Origin of the sequence: Pedobacter hiemivivus (assembly GCF_004331685.1) — a bacterium.
In the GTDB taxonomy this organism is placed as follows: domain Bacteria; phylum Bacteroidota; class Bacteroidia; order Sphingobacteriales; family Sphingobacteriaceae; genus Pedobacter; species Pedobacter hiemivivus.
In genome coordinates this window covers 1-24,578 of record NZ_SJSM01000020.1, presented here as the reverse complement: position 1 = coordinate 24,578, position 24,578 = coordinate 1, and the positions used below count along the sequence as shown (strand labels likewise).

Sequence of the window (24,578 nt, the reverse complement as noted above, 5' to 3'; positions counted from 1 at the left end):
TTGAGGTTAGACGGCACCGAACATGCTAATGTTACAGCAGTCCTTATTTTTCTATGATCTTTGGAACGAGAAAAAATGCTTCATTATGTAGCGCTGAGTTTTTTAAACCGTCTGCTACACTGATCTCCTGTTTTACTTCATCTTCACGCCAAACATTCTCTTCCGTATTCATGTACACCAAAGGTTCCACGCCTTTAGTATCCAGCTCATTTAACTTCTCCATAAAAGTAAGAATCTTGTTCATATCCGGTATTAAGGCATCAATTTCTTCCTCTTTAACCGCGATCCTTGCTAAATCTGCTACTTTATGTATGGTTTGCTTATCTATAATCATTTATCAACAAGTTTACTATTTATCAAGTCAAAAATACGGTCTTTTAACTCATCTGAGTCATTTATTGTCAAATTGGTCGTCAAAACCGGCTTATGGACATAAATATCACCAATTCCCGGTGCAGAACCGTACTTTACCCCATCATCCCACATCGTTTTCCATACATTCGTTAAGCTTACCGCAACGATGGGCACCCCCTTCTCTATCGCCAATCTAAATGGTCCATTTTTAAAAGGCATCAATTTTGGTGGATAGTGTTCATCCGCAATCTTCCCTTCCGGAAAAATAATCAGGCTCATTCCGTTTTCAAGGTTAGTCCCTGCCCGTTTAAACGCCCTAAAGGCCGACATTTTACTATCTCTATCTACCGGAATATCGATAGTTTTAAAAAAAATCCTCAACAAGGGGTTCTTTAATAACTCCGCCTTTCCCATAAAATGAAATCTACCTTGTGCTAATATGCAAAGGATCATGATATCATGATTAGAAGTATGATTACAGCAGTAGATATAATTTTGACCTGACCGTAATGGCTCCTCGAAAGTAAAGCGAGGAACAAAGCCAATAAAGAATGCGCAGAGTCTACTTTTTAACTTACGCAAGCCATTTAACAGGCCGTAAGTTTTCGGATTTTGAGCGGCCAGATAATAAAACGGATAAAAAAATATCGAAAATATAGCAATTATAAATACAGAATAGACCCGATGTATTTGTTTGAGGTTGCTGATCATTGAATTCAAAATTACTAAAAATAGCCCATATGCTCAAAAACTGCCATTAACGTGTAAACATTTAGCATGTAGATAAAAAATGAAATTATAAGCGGGCTGAATTAGGGTTTTTTATTAATTTCGGCCTCTTGAATCTTACCTTCAGCTTAGGCTCAAAATCTAAAGCAAGGATTTTTCATCAAATTAACAATTAATAATCAAATGAGAGAAACGGTAGTTAGTGGTATTCGTCCAACAGGAAAATTACATTTAGGAAATTATTTTGGTGCAGTAACCAACTTTGTAAAAATGCAATATGATTATAATTGCTATTTTTTCATTGCCGATCTACATTCATTAACTACTCATCCTACTCCACAAGATCTACATGGTTATGTAAAACATGTTCTGGTAGAATATCTTGCTTGTGGAATAGATCCTGAAGAAACAACAATTTACATTCAATCTGATGTTCCAGAAGTTGCAGAATTGTATTTATACCTGAATATGAATGCATACATGGGCGAATTGGAAAGAAGCACATCTTTTAAAGATAAAGTTAGAACTCAGCCCGACAATGTTAATGCAGGACTATTAACATACCCTACATTAATGGCAGCAGACATTCTTATCCATAAAGCTACAAAAGTACCTGTAGGTAAAGATCAGGAACAGCATCTTGAATTTACAAGAACCTTCGGAAACCGTTTTAACAGGCTGTATAATACAGAATGCTTCCCTGAGGCATTTGCATTTAACTACTCACAAAATCTCGTTAAGATCCCGGGTTTAGATGGAAATGGTAAAATGAGCAAATCAAGCGGAGAGGGTAACTGTATATACTTATCAGACAGCCCTGAAATTATCCGTAAAAAAGTATCTCGTGCGGTAACCGACAGTGGTCCTACAGAAGAAAACCAGCCAAAGCCAGAAGCGATTCAGAACTTATTTGATTTGATGAAAATTGTTTCTACCCCTGACACCATTGAACATTTTGACGGACTATACAATAAAATGGGAATTCGCTATGGTGACTTCAAGAAACAACTTGCTGAAGATATGATTGTATTCAATACGCCTATCCGCGAAAAGATTGAAGAAATGTCTAAGGACACTTCATATTTGCGTCAGGTAGCCAAACACGGTGCCTTAAAAGCAAGAGAAAGTGCACAAAAAACCATCAAAGAAGTTAGAGAGATTATTGGATTCAAATCATTTTAACATTTAGTGTAAAATAAGTACCTTACTCCTCTTCAAAAATAAGATATGCACATAGCGATAGTTGGAAATATTGGCGCCGGTAAAACGACTTTAACAGGTCTACTCGCGAAAAATTATGGCTGGGAAGCCTTGTATGAAGCTGTAGATAATAATCCTTACCTGGAAGATTTCTATAGTGACATGAAGCGTTGGAGCTTTAACCTGCAAATCTATTTCCTTAATAGCCGTTTTCAGCAAATTGTAGACATCCAGAATTTTAATAGGAATGTAATTCAGGATAGAACGATCTATGAGGATGCCTACATATTTGCCGATAATCTGCATGAAATGGGATTAATGACCACCAGAGATCATCAAAACTATAAAGCTATATTTGAGAACGTTACTTCTTTCATTAAACCACCAGACTTACTGGTATACCTACGTGCTTCAGTACCTACTTTGGTAAACAATATTCAACGCCGTGGCCGCGAATACGAAACCAGTATCCGTATTGATTATTTATCTAAGCTTAATGAGAAATATGAAGCCTGGATTAAAGGCTATAGTCTTGGTAAATTACTAATATTGGACAAAGATAAATTGGATTTCAGCAATAACCCAGAAGATCTGGGCACCATTATTCAATCTATAGACGCGGAGATTAACGGATTATTTTAAGATGAAAGTATTAGGCATTATTCCTGCTCGTTATGCCTCTACCCGTTTTCCGGGCAAGCCTTTAATTGATATTCAGGGTAAAAGCATGATCCAACGGGTTTATGAACAAGCCTTAAAAGCTACGAGCTTAAACAAAGTGGTTGTAGCTACAGATGATGAACGCATTGCTGAAGCAGTAAAAAACTTTGGTGGAGAATTTGTAATGACCGGAAGTACACACCAAAGTGGTACAGACCGTTGTGCTGAAGTATCACAACATTTCCCAGATTTCGATACAGTAATTAATATACAGGGCGATGAACCATTCATCAACCCAAAGCAAATCGACCTACTTGTTTCTTGTTTTGAGGAGGAAGATGTACAACTGGCGACCCTAATTAAAAAAATCCACACCGAAGAAGAACTGTTTAACAACAACATTCCAAAAGTGGTGATCAACAGCAGACAAGAAGCTGTTTATTTTAGCAGGCATACCATACCCTACATCAGAAGTGCAGAAAAAGACCAATGGCTAAATGCACACCAGTTTTATAAGCACATTGGCATTTATGGATATACCACCACTACCCTACACGAAATCACCAAGCTTCTGCCTTCTTCGCTCGAAGTAGCCGAAAGTCTGGAGCAATTGCGTTGGGTAGAAAATGGCTATACTATTCAAACCCGCATCACAGCCATTGAAACCATTGCCATAGATACGCCCGAAGATTTGAATAAGATCATTAGGTAAGCAATTCAATTATTACTTATATTGGTTATAGTTATGAAAAATTATCTTATCCCAATTTTACTGGTATTCGGCATTTTAAGTGCTTGTACTTCGGGCCACGAAACTAAGGGCAGCGCTGAAAATCATATTGTATTAAAACCATTTAGCGATTCCGTTAAGATAGACACTTTTAAAGTTGCGCTTAACGGAAATGATTTGAAAGACATGACCATTCGGTTTAGCATAACCGCCCACGACGGGAAACTCATCTACAACAAAGATTTTAAAGCCGTGGATTTGATAGACAATTACAAATCCAGCGTCGATTTGAAAAAAGAGCGCAGTCAGAAGGCCTTTATTATGAATGAATATAAGCTATTTCTAGATGACGAGAACTTTCTAGAACCCGCAGTTACAGAAAGTGAGAGCCCAGATCAGTATACTCCTGATAAAACTTTTTACAACGAACTAAAACAGTCTACATTAAACGGTTTCAAATACCGTACTGGAAAAGAGACAAGTGTATATATTGCCTGGTCTGAAAAAGAAAAAAAAGTTAAGCCGTATTACAATTGTTGTAAATAATTTCATTTTAATTTTATTGCCAAAAAACGCTTCAATTGAAGGCCAGAAGCATGTGCTAACGTAAAATGGCCATACTTTGTATACCTCAACGAGAAAAAAATAAAAATAATATTATGATACTTATAAATTTTATATTATGTTTATATAATCAAAGAGCAAATAAGTAGTTTGCTTTTCAACAATCAGCATATTCTAACCAAATATACTTTTACAAAAGAGCCCGGAAATTTTCGGGCTTTTTTCATTTAACGCCTTTTCAATCTATTTTCAACTCATAAAAAGAATATTATTTCGAATAGTTAATGCGATAAAAAAAATAGTTCTTAGATTTAAGAACTGTGCCTCTTCGCTACAAAGTAATTTATGCTCAAAAAGATTTCCATTAGTATTCTATTTCTATTTCCAATTATTACCGCCTTAGCGCAAAAGGCAAAAATAAAAGGTATAATCATAGATCCTATCGAAAATAGAAAGCTGGAGCATAGCGCCATCCTACTTATCGGCGCCGCAGATTCTATGCTGGTAAAAACAACCAGAGCTAATCAGCTAGGATATTTTGAGTTCGGAAATTTAAAAAAAGGCGACTATAAAATTCTAATTACCTACCCAAAAATGGCCGATTATATTCGGAACCTAAGGGTGTCCGACACTTCAAATCTAAATTTAGGTATCATCGGCATGGAACTGAAATCCAAGATATTACACGAAGTAGTGATACAAGCCACAAAAAGTGCTGCAAGGATGAAAGGCGACACGCTTGTCTTCCAAGCAGATAGTTTTGCCGTACGTACCAATGCCAATGTACAGGAGCTATTAAAAAGATTACCAGGAATAGAGGTAGATAAAAATGGGACTATAAAGGCACAAGGCAAAGAGGTAAAAACAGTATTGGTTGATGGGGATGAGTTTTTTGGCGATGACCCATTGCTGGCCACAAAATATCTAAAGGCAAATGCAGTTGAAGAAATTCAAGTATACGACAGAAAAAGCAAAAACGCCGACCTCACCGGTATAGATGACGGCATAAAGAATAAGACCATCAACATTAAATTAAAAGAAAATGCCAAAAACGGGTACCTATCAACAATTGACCTGAATACCAGTACTAATAAGCTGGGAGATTACGGAGGTATGGTTGGTGTATTCCAAAATAAACTCAAAGCGGCTGTTTATGGCACCTATTCCCGCTTAAATAATGAATCCAAGATAAACAACTCGTTGCGAAAACTGAAGGGCGAAGAATACGACCTGATCGAAGTTGGGGATGATGGCAGCTCCATTATGTATGTATCCGACAGTGAAGATGATGACTACACCACATCTTCGGGAGGATTACCTAATAATTTAAGTTTAGGAGCTTATTATGCCGATAAATTTAAGGACAATAAAATGGGTTTAAAACTCAACTTTAAAATCTTTAATAACAATAATGTCAACCATACAACTGCCAATACAGAAGAATTACTTCCAGATCAGCCAAAATTTTACAGTTCAGAAAGTACAGATAACAATACCGAAGTAGGAGGCGAATCTTTAAAGGGAACTTATTCCTACAATATAGACCCACTTTCTGTCTTAAAAGTATCTTTTGGATTGAGTAAACGTAGAAACGAACACAATTCAAGGAGTGCTAACTCTACGCGTGGAGATAATGGATTCCCTATCAGTGAGAATAAGCAAAAGAATGCTGGGATAGGTACAACTGAAATCTATAATGGAAACATTAACTGGTCCAGAAGGTTCAAGAAAAAAGGACGTACGCTATCCATAGATTTGCAGCCAGAAAGCCAAAGTAGCAACAGCAATGAGTACAGTTTAAACAGAACCAATTACTTTAAAACCAATGGCTTTCTAGATAGAGTTGAAAATACCGACCTTAGGAAAAGCAATTCAGGATCTCAAAACTCATTAGGTACCAGGATCAATTACACTAATCCAATTTCTAAAAAATGGATACTCGAAGCAGGGTATAGTTTCAAAACTATAGCTTCAAGTAGTAATAGAATGGTCTTCGACAATATTAAAGATGATTCAAAAAAGATAGACTCCTTAAGTAACAACTTTAAGTTTGTCAATTTTTCCAACGTAGGTAAAATAATCCTACAATATAGTAACCAAAAAATTTCGGTATCGACTGGGCTCGAAGCTACTCAAAGTAACTTTGAGTTAAAGGACCTGGATAAAAGCACAGATTTCAGAAGAAACTACTTAAATCTATCACCCAGAACCAACCTATTTTATAAGATCAGCAACAGTACCGGCATGTCTGTCAATTACAATGGAAATATGCAGCAACCCAGTATTGAGCAGCTACAACCAGTCCGACAAATCAATACCCCATTGTTTCAAGTTATCGGAAATTCGGCATTAAGGCCTTCTTTCAGTAACAATTTCGGCATTTCCTATAACAGTTTCCAGTTTAAATCAGATCAATACATCTCTGCCAATTTCAACTATAGCTTTACCAGTAATGCCATTGTAAACACTGAATTGGTAGATGAGTTCAACAAGAGAATATCTAGCTTTATCAATGCCGATGGCAATAATTCCATAAATGGTAACCTAAGTTATTCTAAGGGTTTTTCTAAGGTGCATATGCGTTTTGGTGCTGACCTGGGCTTCAGCAGATCGAACACTATAGCTATCATTAATGCTACCCAAAATAAAGCGGCAAATATGCAATATAACTTAAGGGCATCCTTTAATTATTATACCCCTAAAATAGAATTCAATTACGTACCATCAGCCACTTTAATGACTGGTAAATCATCTATTGGTGAAATTAACGATGGTAAAAGTGTTACCCACAATCATGAAATCTCAGGCACCATTCAATTGCCCTTTAAATCCGAATTTCGCACTTCTTTTTCTTTATCCTTCCGTCCTGCCAATTCCTCGTTTGTACAAGATGTGAATACCGCAATCTGGGATAGTTACATATCTACAAAACTACTAAAAAGCGAAACGCTTGAAATTAAGCTATCTGTTACCGACATCCTAAACCAAAAAATAGGATACAATAGATTTGTAGGTGGTAACATGATAAGCGAAAACACATTTAGCTATATCCCGCGTTATGTATTAATTGGGATAAACTGGAATTTAAGTGGTAATTTTATGAAGAATACAGCAGCCAAATAAATTGATCTGATGAAGCAAAAGGTTATTGTTTTATTTTGTGTGTGTAATTGTTTTCTAAGTTTAAAAGCTCAGGAAGCCTTTATCCCCTATGGTAAAATTACATTCGAAAAAAAAATAAACCTGATCAGAAGCCTAGAAAACTCTGGTCTCCCGGAAGAAGCCAAAGAGAAAATGCAAAAATACTCCAGCAGCAATTGGGAATTTCTTTTCAATCTCGAAAAATCAGTCTACAAACCCATCAAAAAGGAAGCTGAAAATAACCAGGCGGGATTCTTTTCTTTTTCCTTGAACCAACAGAATAATGAAATCTATACCGATTACAGCAAAAACCGTAGGGTACTAAGACGAACGGTAATGGACGACACCTATCTGCTTACTGACACCATTCCGCGGGTAAATTGGAAGATTATGCACGATGTAAGAAATATTGCAGGATACGAGTGCAGAAAGGCCATAGGCGTAATTTACGATACCGTATATGTAGTTGCCTTTTATTCAGACGAAATTTTACTACGTGGAGGACCCGAAGGATTTGGCGGTTTACCCGGTACCATATTGGGTCTGGCTATCCCCCGCTACAACACCACCTGGTTTGCAACAAAGGTGGAAGGGTTTGCTAATCAGCAGGCTGAAATTGTCCCCCCAACTAAAGGAAAAAAAATAGAAACTGATAAGGATTTAAAGAAACTCATCGAATTATTTACCCGTTACGATCAGCATAAAAAAGAAAAAGAAGAACAAGCGAAGAAAACGCTGTACGGTTTCACCCTGTAACTTTTTAGGAGCTAAGATTTTATCACTTCTTTCACATATATGTGTTTTTTTACAAAAAGAGCGGCTCAGCTTTGGTTTTATTTGCTAACTTTGTATCCCGTACAAAAACAATAAAACAGTGATATAATTACTGCTTTATTTCAGAAAATCAAAAACATGACTAAGTATATTTTTGTTACGGGCGGTGTTACTTCCTCATTAGGTAAGGGCATCATCTCCGCTTCATTAGCCAAATTACTACAAGCACGCGGCTATAGTGTTACCATCCAAAAGTTCGACCCTTATATCAATATTGATCCGGGAACATTAAATCCTTACGAACATGGTGAATGCTATGTTACCGAAGATGGTGCAGAAACAGATCTTGATCTTGGTCACTATGAACGTTTCTTAAACGTTCCCACTTCACAGGCAAATAACGTAACCACTGGTCGCATTTACCAAAATGTAATCAACAAGGAAAGACAGGGCGAGTATCTAGGAAAAACCGTACAGGTAGTTCCTCACATTACTGATGAGATTAAAAGAAACATGCGTTTGTTGGGCGAAACCGGACAATACGACATCATAATCACCGAGCTTGGTGGAACTGTAGGTGACATCGAATCTTTACCATTTATAGAGGCTGTACGCCAGTTTAAGTGGGAAGAAGGCGCACATAATGCGATCGTGATCCACTTAACCCTGATCCCTTATCTTGCTGCTGCTGGTGAGTTAAAAACAAAACCTACTCAACACTCTGTAAAAACGTTGCTAGAATATGGTATTCAACCAGATATCCTGGTTTGTCGTTCAGAGCGTTCTATTTCTTTAGATATCCGTAAAAAAATTGCGTTGTTCTGCAACGTAAATGTAAATGCAGTAATCGAATCACTTGATGCTTCTACCATTTACGATGTTCCTTTGCTAATGATGAAGGAGCAATTGGATAAAACGGTACTGAGCAAACTTAAGTTGCCGCAGAAAAACGAGCCCGATATGGAAAAATGGAAAGAATTCCTTGGCCGTTTAAAGAACCCAACATCTGAAGTTAAAATTGGTTTAGTAGGTAAATATGTAGAATTACCTGATGCTTACAAATCAATTATTGAATCATTTATTCACGCTGGTTCAAGAAATGAATGTAAAGTAAAAGTTGAGTATATCCACTCTGAAGGAATATATCCAGACAATGCAAAGGAAAAACTTAGCCATTTAGATGGTATTTTGGTTGCTCCAGGTTTTGGAAGTCGTGGTATTGAAGGAAAAATTGACACCATTAAATACGTAAGGGAAAACAATGTACCATTCTTTGGTATATGCCTGGGTATGCAATGTGCCGTAATTGAATTTGGTCGTAATGTGTTAGGACTGCAAGGTGCAAATACTACTGAAATTGATGAAGAAAGTGTACACCCAGTAATCAATATGATGGAAGACCAAAAAAGCATAACTGCTAAAGGTGGTACTATGCGTTTAGGTTCTTACCCTTGTGATCTGAAAAAAGGTACAAAAGCCTTTGCAGCTTACGGAAAACAACACATTACTGAGCGTCACAGACACCGTTATGAATTTAACAGTGCTTACCTGAGCCAGTATGAAGAAGCTGGAATGATTGCTTCAGGTATTAACCCCGAAAGCAGTCTGGTTGAAATTGTTGAGCTTAAAAACCATCCTTTCTTTGTTGGTGGACAGTTTCACCCTGAATTAAAATCAACAGTTGCTAATCCTCACCCACTTTTTGTTAAATTTGTCGCCGCTGCGATGGAGTTTGCGAAGAAAAAAACAAAATAATACGCGTTTAATTAACAATAATGGATAGAAATACGTTTACAGGATTATTCCTGATCATGATCGTTTTAGCAGGTTCCTTCTATTTCTTTAAGCCTAGCGAGGCCGAAATGAAATCAATTCAGGAAAAACATAAGACTGATTCACTTGAAAAAGCTGGAGTTGCACCTGCTCCTACCGCAGTAGCTCCAATAGCAGCATTGCCTGTGTTAGACTCTGCAGCGTTAACGGGACCTTTCGGTGGCAACATCGCAGGAACTGTACAAACCAGTGTTCTTGAAAATGAAAATTTAAAATTAACCTTCAGCAATAAGGGTGGTAAAATATTATCGGTACAAGTTAAAGGTGAGAAAACCTATAATGGAAAACCGGTTATTTTATTTGATGGTGATCAGAACAAGTTTGGCTTGAACCTGAACATCGGTGGTAAAATCGTAAGTACAAACGACCTATATTTTACAGCTACACAAAATGCAGGAAGCATCAACATGCGTGCTAACTATTCGGCTGATAAATATATTGAATATGTGTACAACTTGAAGCCGAACAGCAGTCAAGTAGGTTTTAACATTAATTTAAATGGTTTAAACCAGGTTATTCAAAATAACACTATCGCTTTAAACTGGGAAACTACCTTACTTGAGCAAGAAAAATCAGCTAAGAAAGAGCAGGAACACTCGGCTCCATATTATAAGTATGTAGATAAAAACCCTGACCACCTGGGTGTTGCCAAAGATGTTAAAGAAGACCTTAAGGAAGGTAAAATTCAATGGTTCTCCTTTAAACAACAGTTCTTCAGTGCTGCTTTAATCCCTAAAGATGCGTTTGAAAAAGGAGATCTTGAAGTTAAAGTAAGCATTGAGCCTGGTAAAATTAAATGGTATGGCGCAAACATGATCATGCCTTTTAACCAACTAGCTGCACAAAGCTATAGCATGGATTTCTATTTCGGAACCAACAAGTTCTCTACTTTAAAAGCTCAAGGTCACGAGCTTGAAAAGCAAATAGACATGGGCTATTGGCCGCTTAAATACATCAACAGATTCATTGTTTTACCTGTATTTAAGTTTTTAGAAAGCTTTGGTTGGAACTACGGACTGATTATTCTGCTTTTAACTATTTTGCTAAAAGTGGCGATGTCACCTTTAACCTACAAGTCTTACCTTTCAATGGCCAAAATGAGAATTTTGAAACCAGAAATGGATGTGATCAAAGCTAAGGTTGGTGAAGATAATCCTACTTTATTACAACAAGAATATTTGAAACTTTACAAACAAGTGGGTGTAAATCCATTGGGTGGTTGTTTGCCGATGTTGCTACAATTGCCTTTTGTAATGGCTTTCTTCTTCTTTTTCCCTAACCTTTTCGAATTAAGGGGCGAATCATTCTTGTGGATGAAAGATTTATCAACTTATGACGACTTCATTAAATTCGGCTTCACTATTCCTTTTATTGGTGACCACTTAAGTTTAATGTGCGTATTGATGACGATTTCTACGTTGATTTATACTTATTTCAACAACCAGATTTCTGGTGCTTCAGGTCAAATGAAATACATTGGTTACATCATGCCAATCATTTTCTTAGGTGTACTGAACAGCTATCCATCAGGATTAAACTATTACTACTTCCTTGCGAACATGTTGACTTTTGCGCAGCAGTTCTTAATTAAGACAATGGTTGATGATGAAAAGATCCACAGAACATTACAAGAGAACAAAGCTAAACCTGCGGAAAAGAAAAAGAAATCAGGATTTAGTGCTAAATTAGAAGATTACATGCGTCAACAGCAACAAGCTGCTGCACAGCAAAAAAAGAAATAAGTAATCACCTTATTTTCTTACAAAAATGCCCGGATCATTAATTATGATCCGGGCATTTTTTTGTCAAAAAATCTGCCATATCCCCCTATTTCCCCTACTCGTTTTCAGCTGATCTGCTACCTGATTCTCTACGGGTTCCCTACGGCTAAACCCTTATAGAACCCGTTGCAAACCTGTAGAGGAAACGTATGGAGTCAAGACTCAAATACCCAACAAATCAACCACATCCCTTCATTGTAAAATTTGGCGTACAAATGAGGATATCTGTATAAAAATTATAACATTTAAGGGTTGAAGCCAAAAGGCGATTAATTCTACTAAGTATGTTAAAAAAACTAATTCCACTTTTCCTGTTATTCCTTTCAAGCGTAAGTTTTGCGCAAAAGAAACCCTTGGACCATACGGTCTACAACAATTGGGAAGCAGTTGGCACAAAACAGTTGTCAAATAATGGATTGTGGGCTGCGTACGTCATAAATAAACAAGAAGGAGATGCTGTCTTATACCTGAACAACTTAATGTCCAACATAAAGCGAAATATAGCGAGAGGAGCTAATTTACAATTTAGTAAAGACTCAAAATATGCTGCCTTTACGATCAAGCCTTTGTACAAGGATACTCGCGAAGCAAAAATTAAAAAGAAGAAACCTGATGAAATGACTAAAGACTCATTAGGTATCGCTAACCTTGACAATTTTGATATCCTTAAAATACCAAGGGTAAAATCCTATAAAATGCCAGAGGATGGTGCAATTGTGATCGCCTATTTACTAGATAAACCGCTGGATACGGTAAAAAAAACAAAACCGACAGGTACAAGTCCATCAACAGAGAAAAAAGAAGATAGCGCCATTGCTTTTGCTGATGAACCAGACACTAAAGGCAAACAGGAAGGTACGGATCTGATCTTTAAAAATTTAACTACCGGAACCTTGCGTATTTTCAAATATGTAACCGACTACAGTTTTAATAAAAATGGCAAGCAATTGGTTTTTGCATGCTCAGGTTCCAAAAAAGACAAGTCGGCTCCTACTGGTGTATTTCTTTTCAATACAGAAAAAGGAACACTAAAAACACTGGTAAAAGGAAAAGGTAATTTTAAGAGTTTCACTTTCAATGAGGAAGGAGAATACCTGGTGTTTTTAGGTGAAAACAGTCCTGAGAAAAAGGAAATCAAAGATTTCGAGATTTACTATAACGCTCCTACTCTTGATACGGCCCAAATTTTGGTTGACAAAGCCATTCCTGGAATGCCTGAAAAATGGGCTATAAGTGGAGATGGTAATCTAAAATTCAGCAAAGATAGTCGCAAGTTATACCTTGGCATTGCACCCATAAAAACACCAAAAGATACAACTTTAGTTGATTTTGAGAATGCAAAACTGGATATATGGAGTTATAAAGATGACTACCTCCAACCTATGCAGTTGAAAAATCTTGAAAAGGACTTAAAGAAATCATACTTATCTTCTTTTGAGGTATTTAGCAGCGAGCCTAAAATCGTTCCATTAACAGACGTAAAACTGCCAGATGCAATCCCAGTAACCGAAGGGAACGCCAATTTTGTATTGGCATGGACTGATTACGACAATAGAATACAGGCACAATGGACCGGCAGTACGCCAAGGGATTATTACCTTGTGGATACAAAAACCGGGGCAAAAAAGAAAATCATTGAAGGATTAAATGGATCAGCTACGGCCTCTCCTGCTGGTAAATACATCCTGTACTTCGATAAAAAAACATCCAACTGGTACACTTACAATGTGCTTACGGCAAAAATTACTTATTTAAACAATGGCTTAAATGTAAAATTTGTTGATGAGGATAATGATGTACCGGAAGATCCAGCTTCTTATGGAATAGCCGCCTGGACTGAAGAAGACAAAACTGTGCTGATTTACGACAAATATGACATTTGGGAGTTTAGTCCAGATGGTAAAAACGCTCCGCAAAATATCACTAATGGATTTGGCAGACAAAACAAACTGACCTTTCGTTATGAAAAACTAAATCCTGAAAGCAAGTTTTTAGATAAAAAGGCGACCATCTGGCTCAATACCTTTAACAATACCACTAAAGAACACGGTTGGTATAAAAAGGCTATTGGCAACCGCAACAATCCCGAGCTGGTAGTGATGGAGAAAATGGTCTACACTGATCTTGTTAAAGCTAAAGATGCCGAACGTTTCATTTTTGATAAAGGCAATTATGAAAACTCACCTAATGTTTACGTATCAACCGATATGAAGGCACAGGTAAAACTAAGTAATACAAACCCACAACAAAAGGAGTACAACTGGGGAACTGCAGACCTGGTAAAATGGACGACACCTAAAGGTTTCAATTCGGAAGGGATACTGTATAAACCAGAAAATTTTGATCCGGCTAAAAAATACCCGATGATTGTATATTTCTATGAAAAGCTATCTGATGGCCTTTACAGCTATCAAGCTCCTGCACCTACTCCATCCAGGTTAAATATCCCATATTTTGTAAGTAATGGATATCTGGTATTTGCACCTGATATTAGTTATGAGACAGGTTACCCAGGCAGATCTGCCGAAGAATTTATCAATTCGGGTGTTGAATCTTTAAAGAAAAATGCATGGGTAGACGGCAGTAAAATAGGTATCCAGGGACAAAGCTGGGGCGGTTACCAAGTAGCTCACCTTATTACAAGAACCGACATGTACGCTGCTGCATGGGCAGGTGCACCAGTAGTAAACATGACCTCAGCATACGGTGGGATGCGCTGGGAAAGCGGTATGAACCGCCAATTTCAATATGAAAGAACTCAAAGTCGCATTGGCGCTACATTGTGGGAAAAACCAGAACTATACGTCGAAAACTCTCCATTATTTAAATTACCCAACGTAAAAACCCCGGTAGTAATTATGTCTAATGATGCTGATGGAGCTGTGCCTTGGTACCAGGGGATTGAAATGTTTACAGGCTTAAGAAGGTTGGGCAAACCAGTATGGTTACTAAATTATAATAATGAGGCGCATAATTTAATGCAACGCCAAAACAGAAAAGATATCCAAATCAGAGAGCAGCAGTTTTTTGACTATTACCTAAAAGGTGCAAAAGCTCCGGCATGGATGGTAAATGGCATACCTGCAACGGAGAAAGGCAAAAGCTGGGGATTTGAGCTGACCAATGAAAAACCTTAAATTTAAATCAGAGATATTAGAATCAAAACTTTAAATTTAAGCCCTAAACTAAATCATCTTTAATGGCATTAAGTAGAATCTGGTCTGCTTTTATAATCGTTGCAATTGTTGTAGCAAGTATAAAATGTTTCTTTTTTGGACAAACTGATATTTTTAACTGGATGGTTATTGGCAAAGCCGATGACGCTGCCAATCCATTAAAACTTGACGGTATCATTCAAACCTGCTGGGTTGCGGTAGAACTTTGTCTTAAACTGATCGGAATTTTAGCCTTCTTTATGGGCTTGATGAGTATTGCTGAAAGAGCGGGAGGTATACGTTTATTATCGAGAATCGTAGGCCCCTTCTTTTCAAAATTATTTCCTGACATTCCCAAAGGACATCCATCTATGGGGCATATGATTATGAATTTTTCTGCTAATTTACTAGGATTGGATAATGCCGCAACACCCTTCGGACTAAAAGCAATGGAAAGTTTGCAAGAGTTGAATCCAAGTAAAGATGTGGCATCTAATGCCCAGATTATGTTTTTATGCCTTCATGCAGCTGGATTAAACCTAATTCCTGTAAGTGTGATCGCCATTCGTGCATCACAGAATGCTTCAAATCCAACAGACATATTTATACCTTGTTTGATTGTAACCTTTGTGGGCACCATAACAGCAATGATGATTGTTTCCTTCAAGCAAAAAATCAACCTTTTACAACCAGTGGTAATTGGATGGATTTTAAGCATTTCGTTTGTCATTGCTTTATTAGTTTTGTACATCACCACCCTTAATGCAGATGGCATTAAATCATTTTCAGGAGTGTTGAGTAATGGGCTGATCTTATTCGTTATTTTGGTGATTATATTAGGTGGACTCTACAAAAAAATTGATGTATTTGATGCTTTCATTGATGGCGCAAAAAATGGATTTGATACCGCGATTAGAATTATTCCTTATTTAGTTGGAATGCTGGTAGCCATAAGTTTATTACGTACAAGCGGTACTTTTGATGTAGTAATTGGTGGCATAAAAACCCTATTCGCTTCGTTAGGAGCTGATACAAGGTTTGTTGAGGGCCTACCAACGGCCTTGATAAGACCGCTAAGTGGCGGCGCAGCCAGAGGAATGATGGTCAGTACTATGGAAACATATGGTCCTGATTCTTTTCCTAGCCGACTTTCAGGAATATTCCAGGGTGCATCAGATACTACATTTTATGTGGTTGCCGTTTATTTTGGCGCTGTAAACATAAAAAATACGCGTTATGCAATTGGTGCGATGCTATTGGCTGACTTAGTTGGTGTTTGCACTGCAATAGGACTTTGCTACTTATTTTTCGGTTAGTGAGTAAAAACAATCATTAAACCATTTCTTTCAAAAATATCTCTTTGATGGTTTTGATCTGCTCCTCGTAAATTGTTTTTTTGCGGGTACCGAAGTATAAGGTGTTTTCGATAGGGTCATTACCCTCCCAAAGAACCTTAATACTTCCCTGATCAAGTTCTCGTTTAGACAAGAAATCAGGCATTACTGCAATACCATTACCTGCACTTAAACACCTAAGAATGGAACATAAATTAGGAACAATATAGTTAGGTTTAAAATCAGGCCGTTTACCAAAGTTATTGTGCCAAAACCTACGCTGGTGTTCCATATCTCCAGTAGTACCATACCAGGTTTGCTGTTTTAGCCAGTCCAACTGGCCATTTGTATCTTTTGCTTTGGTTAAACTTTCGAACGCTTCTGTAGCCGTTTTTGCCCCGCAAACCAGTACAATTTTTTCTTTAAAAAAAGGCTCATAAAATAAACCCTTATAATCTCCTTTTTGAGGAGTTATGATAAGGTCAAGGATGCCACTATCCAAATCATTCAACATTTGGGGATACTCTCCAAACTTGATGATCACATTGAAAGGCAGCGTTGGTAAATAAGATTCCAGTGTAAACTGAAAAGTTTCAAAACACATCCCGATGCTTATAGTTGGAATGTCCTTCTCTACACTTTTATGAAAATGCCTTTCAGCCTCTTCCAGTTTTGTTAAAGATTCGAGGATATAATTGTAAAGCACCTTACCCCTTTCTGTTGAGATCATTCTCCTCGACGTTCTGTCGAAAAGTTTATAACCAACATAGGCCTCCAGCGAGCTTAGGTGTAAACTTACTCCCGGTTGCGAGATATACAATGCTTCAGCAGCACCTGTAAGCGTCCCGGTTTCATAAATAGCTTTAAATGTTCTGAACCATTCTAAATTAACCATACTATCATAATTATGATACAAATGTATAAATTAAACTATTATAATTATACATATATCGGCTTTACCTTTGTAGTGTTATTAAAAGATAAAACTATGAAAAGAATATTTGTAATTAACGGCGGACAGGTTTTTGGACATTCTGGCGGTAAATTCAACAAGACAATAACAGATAAAACAATAAGCTTTTTTGAAAATAATGACGGCTTTGAAGTACGATCAACCGACATCAATCAACCATACGATATCAAACAAGAAGTAGAAAATTATAAATGGGCTGATGTAGTGATTTACCATACTCCGGTATGGTGGTTCCAGCTGCCTAATGAATTTAAGAAATATATAGATCTAGTGTTTACAGAAGGTCACAACAATGGGATTTACCATAGTGATGGCAGATCTTCGGCCAATCCAACCATCAACTACGGAACAGGTGGATTGATGCATGGCAAAAAGTATATGCTCAGCACTTCATGGAATGCACCTAAAGAAGCATTTACCTTACCTGGAGAATTTTTTAATGAAAAAAGCGTGGATGAAGGACCTATGTTTGGCTTCCACCGCATGAATGCTTTTACTGGTATGGAGCCATTGGAAAGCATCCATTTTCATGATATAGAGAAAAATGCGGATGTACCAAATGACCTGCAACGTTATGAAGCGCATCTAAATAAAATATTCATTAACGAATATAAAATGGAATTATCAGCATAAAAAAGGGCCGCTTTAAAGCGGCCCTTTTTTATGCTGATAATTACTGAGGCATAGCAAAGTTAATCGGGATGTTATACTTTACGCGGACGAACTTTCCATTCTGTACTCCAGCTACCCATTTTGGGCTAGCGGCCAACACTCGAACAGCTTCTTCATCGATTCCATAGCCCACCTTTTTTTCAACTTTAATATCGGTTAGCGTGCCGTTCTTTTCGATAATGAAAGATAAGTACACTTTACCTTGAATATTATTTTCTTGAGCCATGGCCGGATACCTTATACTTTTTGAAAGATATTTATAAAACTTATCCATCCCACCAGGGAATGTAGGTTGTACTTCTAACGCTATAAATATCTCGTACACGGTATTATCCTCAGTTGCACCAGCACCTACCGGTCCCTTACCTTGCGGTCCATCAATTACAATGTTACCATCAGGTACACCAAGGGCATCTTTCTGTGCTGTATTTGCATCCACAAGATCTTTAATCTGTACTGGATCAGTATCAATCACCTTATTATCTTCCACAACAATTGGGGGAGGAAACTTGATTTGATTTTGTCTTGCCGGAGGTGGCTCAATGGCTGCTGGCGGTGGAGTTTCTGGATTTACAGGTGGTGGCGACTGCACAGTCACCGTTGTTACCTTATCAGGAATATCCTCAATGGTATCATTTCCCTTGATCAGGCTAATGATCTTTGGAGATAAAAACAGCAGGATAAACAATGTTCCCGCTATAAAAAGTGCCCTTAAAGTATTCGAAGAACTTTCTCTGCGCAGTGCATAAGCACCATAGCTTTTGTTTTTCTGATCAAATACTACATCAAGCCATTCATTGCCAAATAAGTCGATTTTTGAACCCAACATTGCTTTAGAATTTAGATTAAACATTATACCATTGATTTATAGTATTGATGCTAACATCATCAGCATTCCATAAGCCAGAGAAAGAAATATTTAAATTAAAAAAACTTGGACAAATAAATGATCTTCGCTAAAAATAGCAGGTATCATTGGGGTCTCTTCCTTTAATAGAGAAACTGAATTTAAGCATAATTTCGTGAGACCCTGATTGGCGCTTTGCCAATTCTGTATTCGAAAAATCATAAGAGTAGCCAAGTTGAATTTGAGGCGTAATATATACAGAAGCGATTGCGTCGAAAGAATCTGCAGAACGGTAAGAAGCTCCCACCCATATGGTTTCTTTTATCAATAAATTAGCGTTTAAATCAAATTGAATGGGAGAGCCATTCACGTATTTAATTAAGAAATTCGGTTTTACTTTAAAATCATCGCCAAGCGGCAGGAGTACCCCTGCCTGGAATAAATAATACGGCTTATTCTTAGCATGTGGAGATTCCTTATTGTAAGATGAAAAATCCCGCTGGTAAAAATAAGGAGAGGAAAAGCCCAGATAATAATTCTTGGAAAAAAGCATCACCCCGAACCCGAAATTTCCTCTTATGCTATTGGCATCGACAAAGACAGGATCATTAACAGATTCGGGGCTATAAGGATAATTTTCTGAATAAGTTGATCTGAAACTGCTAGCTCCCCCAGTTATCCCTACAGATAGAAAGGACTCCTGGCCAACAGCCACTCTTTGGGAGACGCTTAAATACCCCCCGGTTTCTTTTAAAACCTCTCCTATCTGATCATTAATTAAAAGCGCACCGACAAAGGTATTTGACGTCTTAATTGGAGTGTGTACAGATAAAGTTTGTGTTCTAGGAGCCCCTTTAAAACCAACCCATTGAAGACGTGAAAGTGCTGTGATGGATAATTGTTCATCCATGCTTGAATAAGCCGGATTTATGGCCAGACCATTAAACATGTACTGCGTGTACATGGCCTGTTGTTGACTGTATCCAAAAAATGAACTATACAAACAAATAAAAAATAAAACTACCTTTCTCATGTGCTACTCAATCAATTTAATTATTCTATAATCCCAAATGTGTTCCAAAACCATACTAACGCTTAATAATAACACTGCCTTTATTGACTCTTAAAGCGCCCGAACTGTCTTTCGTATGAATGATATAAAAGTAAACTCCATCTGCCAGAACAGCACTTTTATTCACCAAAAGACCCGTATTTGCCACACCTCCAAACGCCTTGTCGCGGTTATTGTATCCTTTAACCTGAAAAACTTTATTACCCCATCTGTTGAAGATCAGCACTTCATTATCTGGATACCGTTCTATATTATGAATGATAAAGTTCTCATTCCCTAAACCGTCCCCGTTAGGCGATGATAATGGATCTGGATTGATGTCCCCATTTGCATTTTCATCAGTCCCCTTATCCTCAGGATAGAAATCTTTAATAAGAATATCAGCACCCAACCCTTTATCTACAAAGTCAGACGGAGTGGCACTCAGTACGCGTACCTGTATAGCTTCCTCACCTTCCTTCAGAAAATCCTTTATACTGCTAATTGTGAATTTTTGCTTAGTGACCAACTTCCCTGCCGGAATAACCATACTGATATAGTCACCTTCCAGGATATAATCCTTCTCCAGCAATGCTGAACCTGTATAATTCAGGGTAATTTCTACATCCTGAAATAATCGTTCACCAATCTCAGCTGTAATGCTAATTAAATCACCCTCTGTAATGGTTGCCACAGATGGAGTAAGTTTAACCGCAACCTTTGGCTGAACATACAGTGTAACCTGAGCAGTACTACATAAACCAGGTGCATCACAAGCCCTATAACTAAAATGATCTATGCCCACAAAACCGTTATCAGGAACATAAACAAACGATCCATCGGCAGGATTAAATGAAGTAATCTTTCCGTTTGTTGGTGAAGTTAACACAGTAAAATTCAATCGATCTCCATCAAAATCAGTATCATTCGCTTTTACTGTTGCATTAAGACTACCATCTTTTCTGACATAAAATATATCGTCGCGCGCCACAGGTGCATCATTTACGGCATTAATTACAATGCTTACCTTAGCCACATTCGATTCAATACCAGTATTGTCGTTCACTGTGTAAGTGAATTCGTCTTTTCCGTTGTAATTATCCTTCGGAGTATAGGTAAATGTCCCGTCAGGGTTGAACAACAATGTTCCATGAACAGTGCTGGTAACAACTTTTATACTACCAGGGTTTACTGCTCCATCGACATCAGCATCATTACCGGTAACACTAAATGTTACCGGTGTATCCTCATCTGTCATAATGATATCGTCTGAAGCCACCGGCTGTATATCATCATTCAGGATCGTTCCAACACCCGGCCATTCACTGATCTTTAACGCGCCGCCAAATGTATTAGACAAACCACTTAATACTACTCGGAAGTTTTCATCATCTTCAATATTGATGTCTCCGTTAATCCAAACCGAAATGGTTTTAGTCTCCCCTTCAGCCGTTCCACTGAAAACCAAGGTTCCCTTAACGAAATTATAATCATTATCATTCAAGGTAGCTGTTCCATCTTCTGTGACATAATCAACCATAAAGCCAGCACCAGTTGCACCATTTAATTTCACCTCAAACGTTAACAACGTTCCGCCACTGTTTCCTTCTTTTATCGTCGGACTGCTAATTGTCAGCTGACTATAGTCATTATCAAGAATATTTAATACCGGTACAGGTGTATTAACCGTAATGCCATTGTAACGACTGTTGACTACTCCTGCAGTGATCATCTGCAAGGTCTCAGCACCTTCCATAATGTCATCGTCGATAACTGGAACAGGCAGCTTAAGGCTGTTTACTCCTGCTGGTATGACTATCGGACTTGAGAACATGGCTATATAATCCTGATTTTTGAAGGCTGTACCTCCCAGTATAAAAGGTATAGTTGTCGGCGAGTCAAATGTTATGCCCGTAGGGAAACTAAAAGTATAACTTCCGTTATAGATTCCTTCCATCCCATCCGTTGTAGTGATTGTGATCTTTTTATTCGCAGGGATGTTATCATCATCAAGGATCTTTCCTACGGCAGGCGATCCGATGAGGTTTAAACGTCCTCCAAATGTATCTGAAAGATTTAAAATCATGTTGAAAGTTTCATCACGTTCAATTTTCTGATCACCTTTAACCGTTACACTAATAGCATGAGTTTCTCCTGCTGTTCCGTTAAAGTTCAATGTTCCGTTAACGGCAGTATAATCGTTATCCGCAACAGTTGCTGTTCCATCCGTTGTATTGTATGAAACCGTAAAACCATTAGGAGTACCTGTACTCAGGATCACATTAAACGTAGCCGTAACTGTTCCGTTGTTTCCTTCTGTTACTACAGGATTGCTCACCGTTAGCGCTACCTGATCATTATCCTTTATGCTTGCACTTATCGGAGTAGTCTGAACAGGCAAAGTAAAACTGACGCTGCTAGCAGCTGTTAAACTCAGTATTACAGTTTCGGTTGGTTCAATCAACTGATCATCGATCACCTCCACATCAATAAAAGCCTCGTTCGATCCGGCCGGAATGATCACCTTTCCATTTAGTGCAATATAATCAACTCCATTAATGGCGGTTCCGGCAATGGTATAGGAAACTAGTGTTGCCTCCGAACTGGTAACACTAGTGTTTATGATACTCACTTTAAAGCGGGCATTTGTTAAGGGCTCTTCGCCATCAGCTACCTTGCTTAAAATTATCTGCGTACGATCATCATCTATAATGGTACCCCTTGCTTCCGGCGATGGGATGCTAAAAATATCATTAAGATTAGACAGCGTTCCAAGCGTTACTGTAAAAGTCTCATCCTGCTCAATCCTCTGATCCCCTTTCACCTGGATGGTGATCGTTTGAATTTCATTCGCTGTACCATTAAAGTTCAGAACACCTGTTCTTCCAACATAATCTTCTCCATCCGTAGCTGTTCCATCAGCAGTAGCATACGTTACGGCAAACGGTACTCCCGTCGCTTTATCCAGTTTCACGTTAAAGGTAATGTCTTGCGTTCCACTGTCACCTTCTGTTACTGTTCCATTGCTGATGGTCAACTTAGCACCATCGTTATCAGCTATATTCAAGCTTTGCGGTGAATTGCTCACTGTAATTCCATAAGGAAGTCCACCTGTGTTTGTGGTAAGGATTACTGTTTCAGTCCCTTCTACAATCTGGTCATCATTTACATCCAGGTTCAGCTTTACACTTTTCGCATTGGCAGGAAGTGTGATAGTACCTGTCGCCGGACTAGCAGTATAATCATAGTTGATTCCAGTACTCAATGCGGTTCCACTCAGACCGTAATTGATCGTTACGGGAACGTCAGTAGTCACATCAGGATCGCTGAACCGGAAGGTAAAGCTGGCAGGACGAATGCCGGGTGTACCATCTTCTGATCCGTCTGCAGGAACAATTACTATCGTCCCCGAATCATCGTTCTCTATCGTTACCGTGGTGCTGGTTACAGGAATCGTTAAACGGTTGTTAAACGTCTGGCTCAAATCACTCAAAACTAAACTGAATATTTCATCAGGCTCAATCTTCTTATCCCCATTTATCTGTATTGTAATGGGATAAGACTCTCCGGCATTACCGGCAAAATGCAGGATTCCTGGATTTGAAATATAATCGTTAGTGACTGCTTTTGCGGTACCATCCAGGGTAGCATATTTAAGATCAAAGCTACCAGTTGTCCTTTTGTCCAATGTTACTGTAAAAGTAGCTGTAGTAGTACCAGCATTGGTTTCCAGCAAAGTTACCGGTCCGCTTAAAGCTAGTTTGGCTACATCATTGTCTTTAATCGTTACCACCGGACGGGACGCATTCAGGGTAATCCCGCCATTAATACTGCTCACACTAGCATCAATAGTTACCATCTCATCATCCTCTACAATCTCATCATCATTTACCGGAAGGTTCAGTATTACGCGCTCATCTCCTGCGGCAATCGTTACTGTTCCTGTTAATGTACCGGTGTAATCAGGATCCGGCGCTGTATGCTTAGCACTGCCACCCAAGGTATAATTTATTACTATCGGTTGGCCCGAGGTTACACCAGAAGGAAGACTAAAGATAAAGCTGCCCGGTAAGGTCTCCTGCTCATCGCCGTTGACTTTAGAAATCGTAATCTCTCCCGAATCATCGTTTACTATGGTTCCGGTAGCCGTTCCTTGCGTACTATTCACCGTTAAGCGACCGTCAAAGGTTTCAGAAATCGCACCTAAGATGACCTTAAAGATCTCATCTGCCTCGATCTTCTTATTTCCATAGATCTTTACCTTAAGCATTTGAGTTTCATTTGCTAAACCACTGTAATTCAATGCAGCACCAGTTAGCACGGGCTCATAATCATTATCTGCAGTTGTTGCTGTGCCATCTGCCGTAGTATACCCGACCTTGAAAGGCTTTGATGTCGCATTATTTAGCTTCACTGTAAAACTCATATCGGTTGTCCCCCCATCGCCTTCGACCATCGTTGCATCAGTGATGCTTAATTCCGCCACATCATTATCTACAATGCTGGTGGTAGCGCTGGCGGTACCAATCGTGGTAAGACCGGTAATACCCGTTAAAGTGGCACTAAATGTTTCGCCTGTTTCTACAAGGTTGTCGTTCTGAATCAGTACCGTGAAAGTCCTGGTCGCCCCGCTTGGTGAACCTGCCGGGAAGATGACCGATCCTGTAGCATTTGCGTAATCACCAGGTGCAATGGCTTGCCCATCTGAACTGGCATAGTTTACCGTAAAGGCATCCTGGACATTGCCGGTTAAAGTCACCGTAAAGGTAGCTGTACCCGC

General features: G+C 38.4%; 17 protein-coding genes. 11 read left to right on the top strand and 6 right to left on the bottom strand.

All coding sequences use genetic code 11. The features are described 5' to 3' along the window. Nucleotides 1–43: 43 nt before the first annotated feature. Both gatC and EZ444_RS21545 read right to left on the bottom strand, forming a co-directional pair. A complete protein-coding gene (gene gatC, locus EZ444_RS21550; protein ID WP_131611223.1) occupies nt 44–334 on the bottom strand; it encodes an Asp-tRNA(Asn)/Glu-tRNA(Gln) amidotransferase subunit GatC in 291 nt (96 codons plus the stop codon). Continuing rightward, nucleotides 331–1,065 carry a lysophospholipid acyltransferase family protein gene (locus EZ444_RS21545; RefSeq protein ID WP_131611221.1) on the bottom strand — a complete coding sequence of 245 codons (735 nt, stop codon included), beginning with the start codon at nt 1,063–1,065 and terminating at the stop codon, nt 331–333. Before EZ444_RS21545 ends, gatC begins: the two co-directional genes overlap by 4 nt. A gap of 201 nt (nt 1,066–1,266) precedes the next feature. On the opposite strand from EZ444_RS21545, the gene trpS reads away from it, so the two are divergent. The 10 genes from trpS to EZ444_RS21495 all read left to right on the top strand — a co-directional run bounded on the left by trpS (nt 1,267) and on the right by EZ444_RS21495 (nt 16,237). Next, on the top strand, nt 1,267–2,265 hold the full coding sequence (gene trpS / locus EZ444_RS21540) for a tryptophan--tRNA ligase (RefSeq protein ID WP_131611220.1): 999 nt from the start codon (nt 1,267–1,269) through the stop codon (nt 2,263–2,265). A gap of 45 nt (nt 2,266–2,310) precedes the next feature. Beyond that, a complete protein-coding gene (locus EZ444_RS21535; protein ID WP_131611219.1) occupies nt 2,311–2,925 on the top strand; it encodes a deoxynucleoside kinase in 615 nt (204 codons plus the stop codon). A 1-nt stretch (nt 2,926) separates the two neighbouring features. Next, nucleotides 2,927–3,655 (top strand): 3-deoxy-manno-octulosonate cytidylyltransferase, encoded by a 729-nt coding sequence (gene kdsB / locus EZ444_RS21530; RefSeq protein WP_131611218.1) that lies wholly within the window; start codon nt 2,927–2,929, stop codon nt 3,653–3,655. Between the two features lie 33 nt (nt 3,656–3,688). Continuing rightward, nucleotides 3,689–4,219 carry a hypothetical protein gene (locus tag EZ444_RS21525; RefSeq protein ID WP_225874807.1) on the top strand — a complete coding sequence of 177 codons (531 nt, stop codon included), beginning with the start codon at nt 3,689–3,691 and terminating at the stop codon, nt 4,217–4,219. Nucleotides 4,220–4,582: 363 nt separating this feature from the next. Continuing rightward, nucleotides 4,583–7,360, top strand: coding sequence for a TonB-dependent receptor (locus EZ444_RS21520; RefSeq protein ID WP_131611217.1), 2,778 nt, complete (start codon nt 4,583–4,585; stop codon nt 7,358–7,360). A 9-nt stretch (nt 7,361–7,369) separates the two neighbouring features. Then, on the top strand, nt 7,370–8,134 hold the full coding sequence (locus tag EZ444_RS21515) for a GLPGLI family protein (RefSeq protein WP_131611216.1): 765 nt from the start codon (nt 7,370–7,372) through the stop codon (nt 8,132–8,134). Nucleotides 8,135–8,290: 156 nt separating this feature from the next. Next, nucleotides 8,291–9,907 carry a CTP synthase gene (locus EZ444_RS21510; protein ID WP_131611215.1) on the top strand — a complete coding sequence of 539 codons (1,617 nt, stop codon included), beginning with the start codon at nt 8,291–8,293 and terminating at the stop codon, nt 9,905–9,907. Nucleotides 9,908–9,927: 20 nt separating this feature from the next. Further along, entirely contained in the window at nt 9,928–11,727 is a 1,800-nt protein-coding gene (gene yidC / locus EZ444_RS21505) for a membrane protein insertase YidC (protein ID WP_131611214.1), read from the top strand. A gap of 323 nt (nt 11,728–12,050) precedes the next feature. Then, nucleotides 12,051–14,903 (top strand): alpha/beta hydrolase family protein, encoded by a 2,853-nt coding sequence (locus tag EZ444_RS21500; RefSeq protein WP_131611213.1) that lies wholly within the window; start codon nt 12,051–12,053, stop codon nt 14,901–14,903. Nucleotides 14,904–14,965: 62 nt separating this feature from the next. Continuing rightward, on the top strand, nt 14,966–16,237 hold the full coding sequence (locus EZ444_RS21495; protein ID WP_131611212.1) for a nucleoside recognition domain-containing protein: 1,272 nt from the start codon (nt 14,966–14,968) through the stop codon (nt 16,235–16,237). A 16-nt stretch (nt 16,238–16,253) separates the two neighbouring features. On the opposite strand, the gene EZ444_RS21490 is transcribed toward EZ444_RS21495, so the two are convergent. Next, entirely contained in the window at nt 16,254–17,150 is an 897-nt protein-coding gene (locus EZ444_RS21490; protein ID WP_131611211.1) for a LysR family transcriptional regulator, read from the bottom strand. 93 nt (nt 17,151–17,243) lie between these two features. Between EZ444_RS21490 and EZ444_RS21485 the strand changes: the two genes are divergently transcribed. After that, on the top strand, nt 17,244–17,861 hold the full coding sequence (locus tag EZ444_RS21485) for an NAD(P)H-dependent oxidoreductase (RefSeq protein WP_131611210.1): 618 nt from the start codon (nt 17,244–17,246) through the stop codon (nt 17,859–17,861). Between the two features lie 40 nt (nt 17,862–17,901). On the opposite strand, the gene EZ444_RS21480 is transcribed toward EZ444_RS21485, so the two are convergent. The 3 genes from EZ444_RS21480 to EZ444_RS21470 all read right to left on the bottom strand — a co-directional run. Further along, nucleotides 17,902–18,753: an energy transducer TonB gene (locus EZ444_RS21480; RefSeq protein WP_225874806.1), complete on the bottom strand. Its 852-nt coding sequence runs from the start codon at nt 18,751–18,753 to the stop codon at nt 17,902–17,904. Nucleotides 18,754–18,856: 103 nt separating this feature from the next. Next, a complete protein-coding gene (locus EZ444_RS21475; protein ID WP_131611209.1) occupies nt 18,857–19,780 on the bottom strand; it encodes a PorP/SprF family type IX secretion system membrane protein in 924 nt (307 codons plus the stop codon). A gap of 55 nt (nt 19,781–19,835) precedes the next feature. Continuing rightward, a partial coding sequence (locus EZ444_RS21470) for a Calx-beta domain-containing protein (RefSeq protein ID WP_131611208.1) occupies nt 19,836–24,578 on the bottom strand: 4,743 nt, incomplete at its 5' end.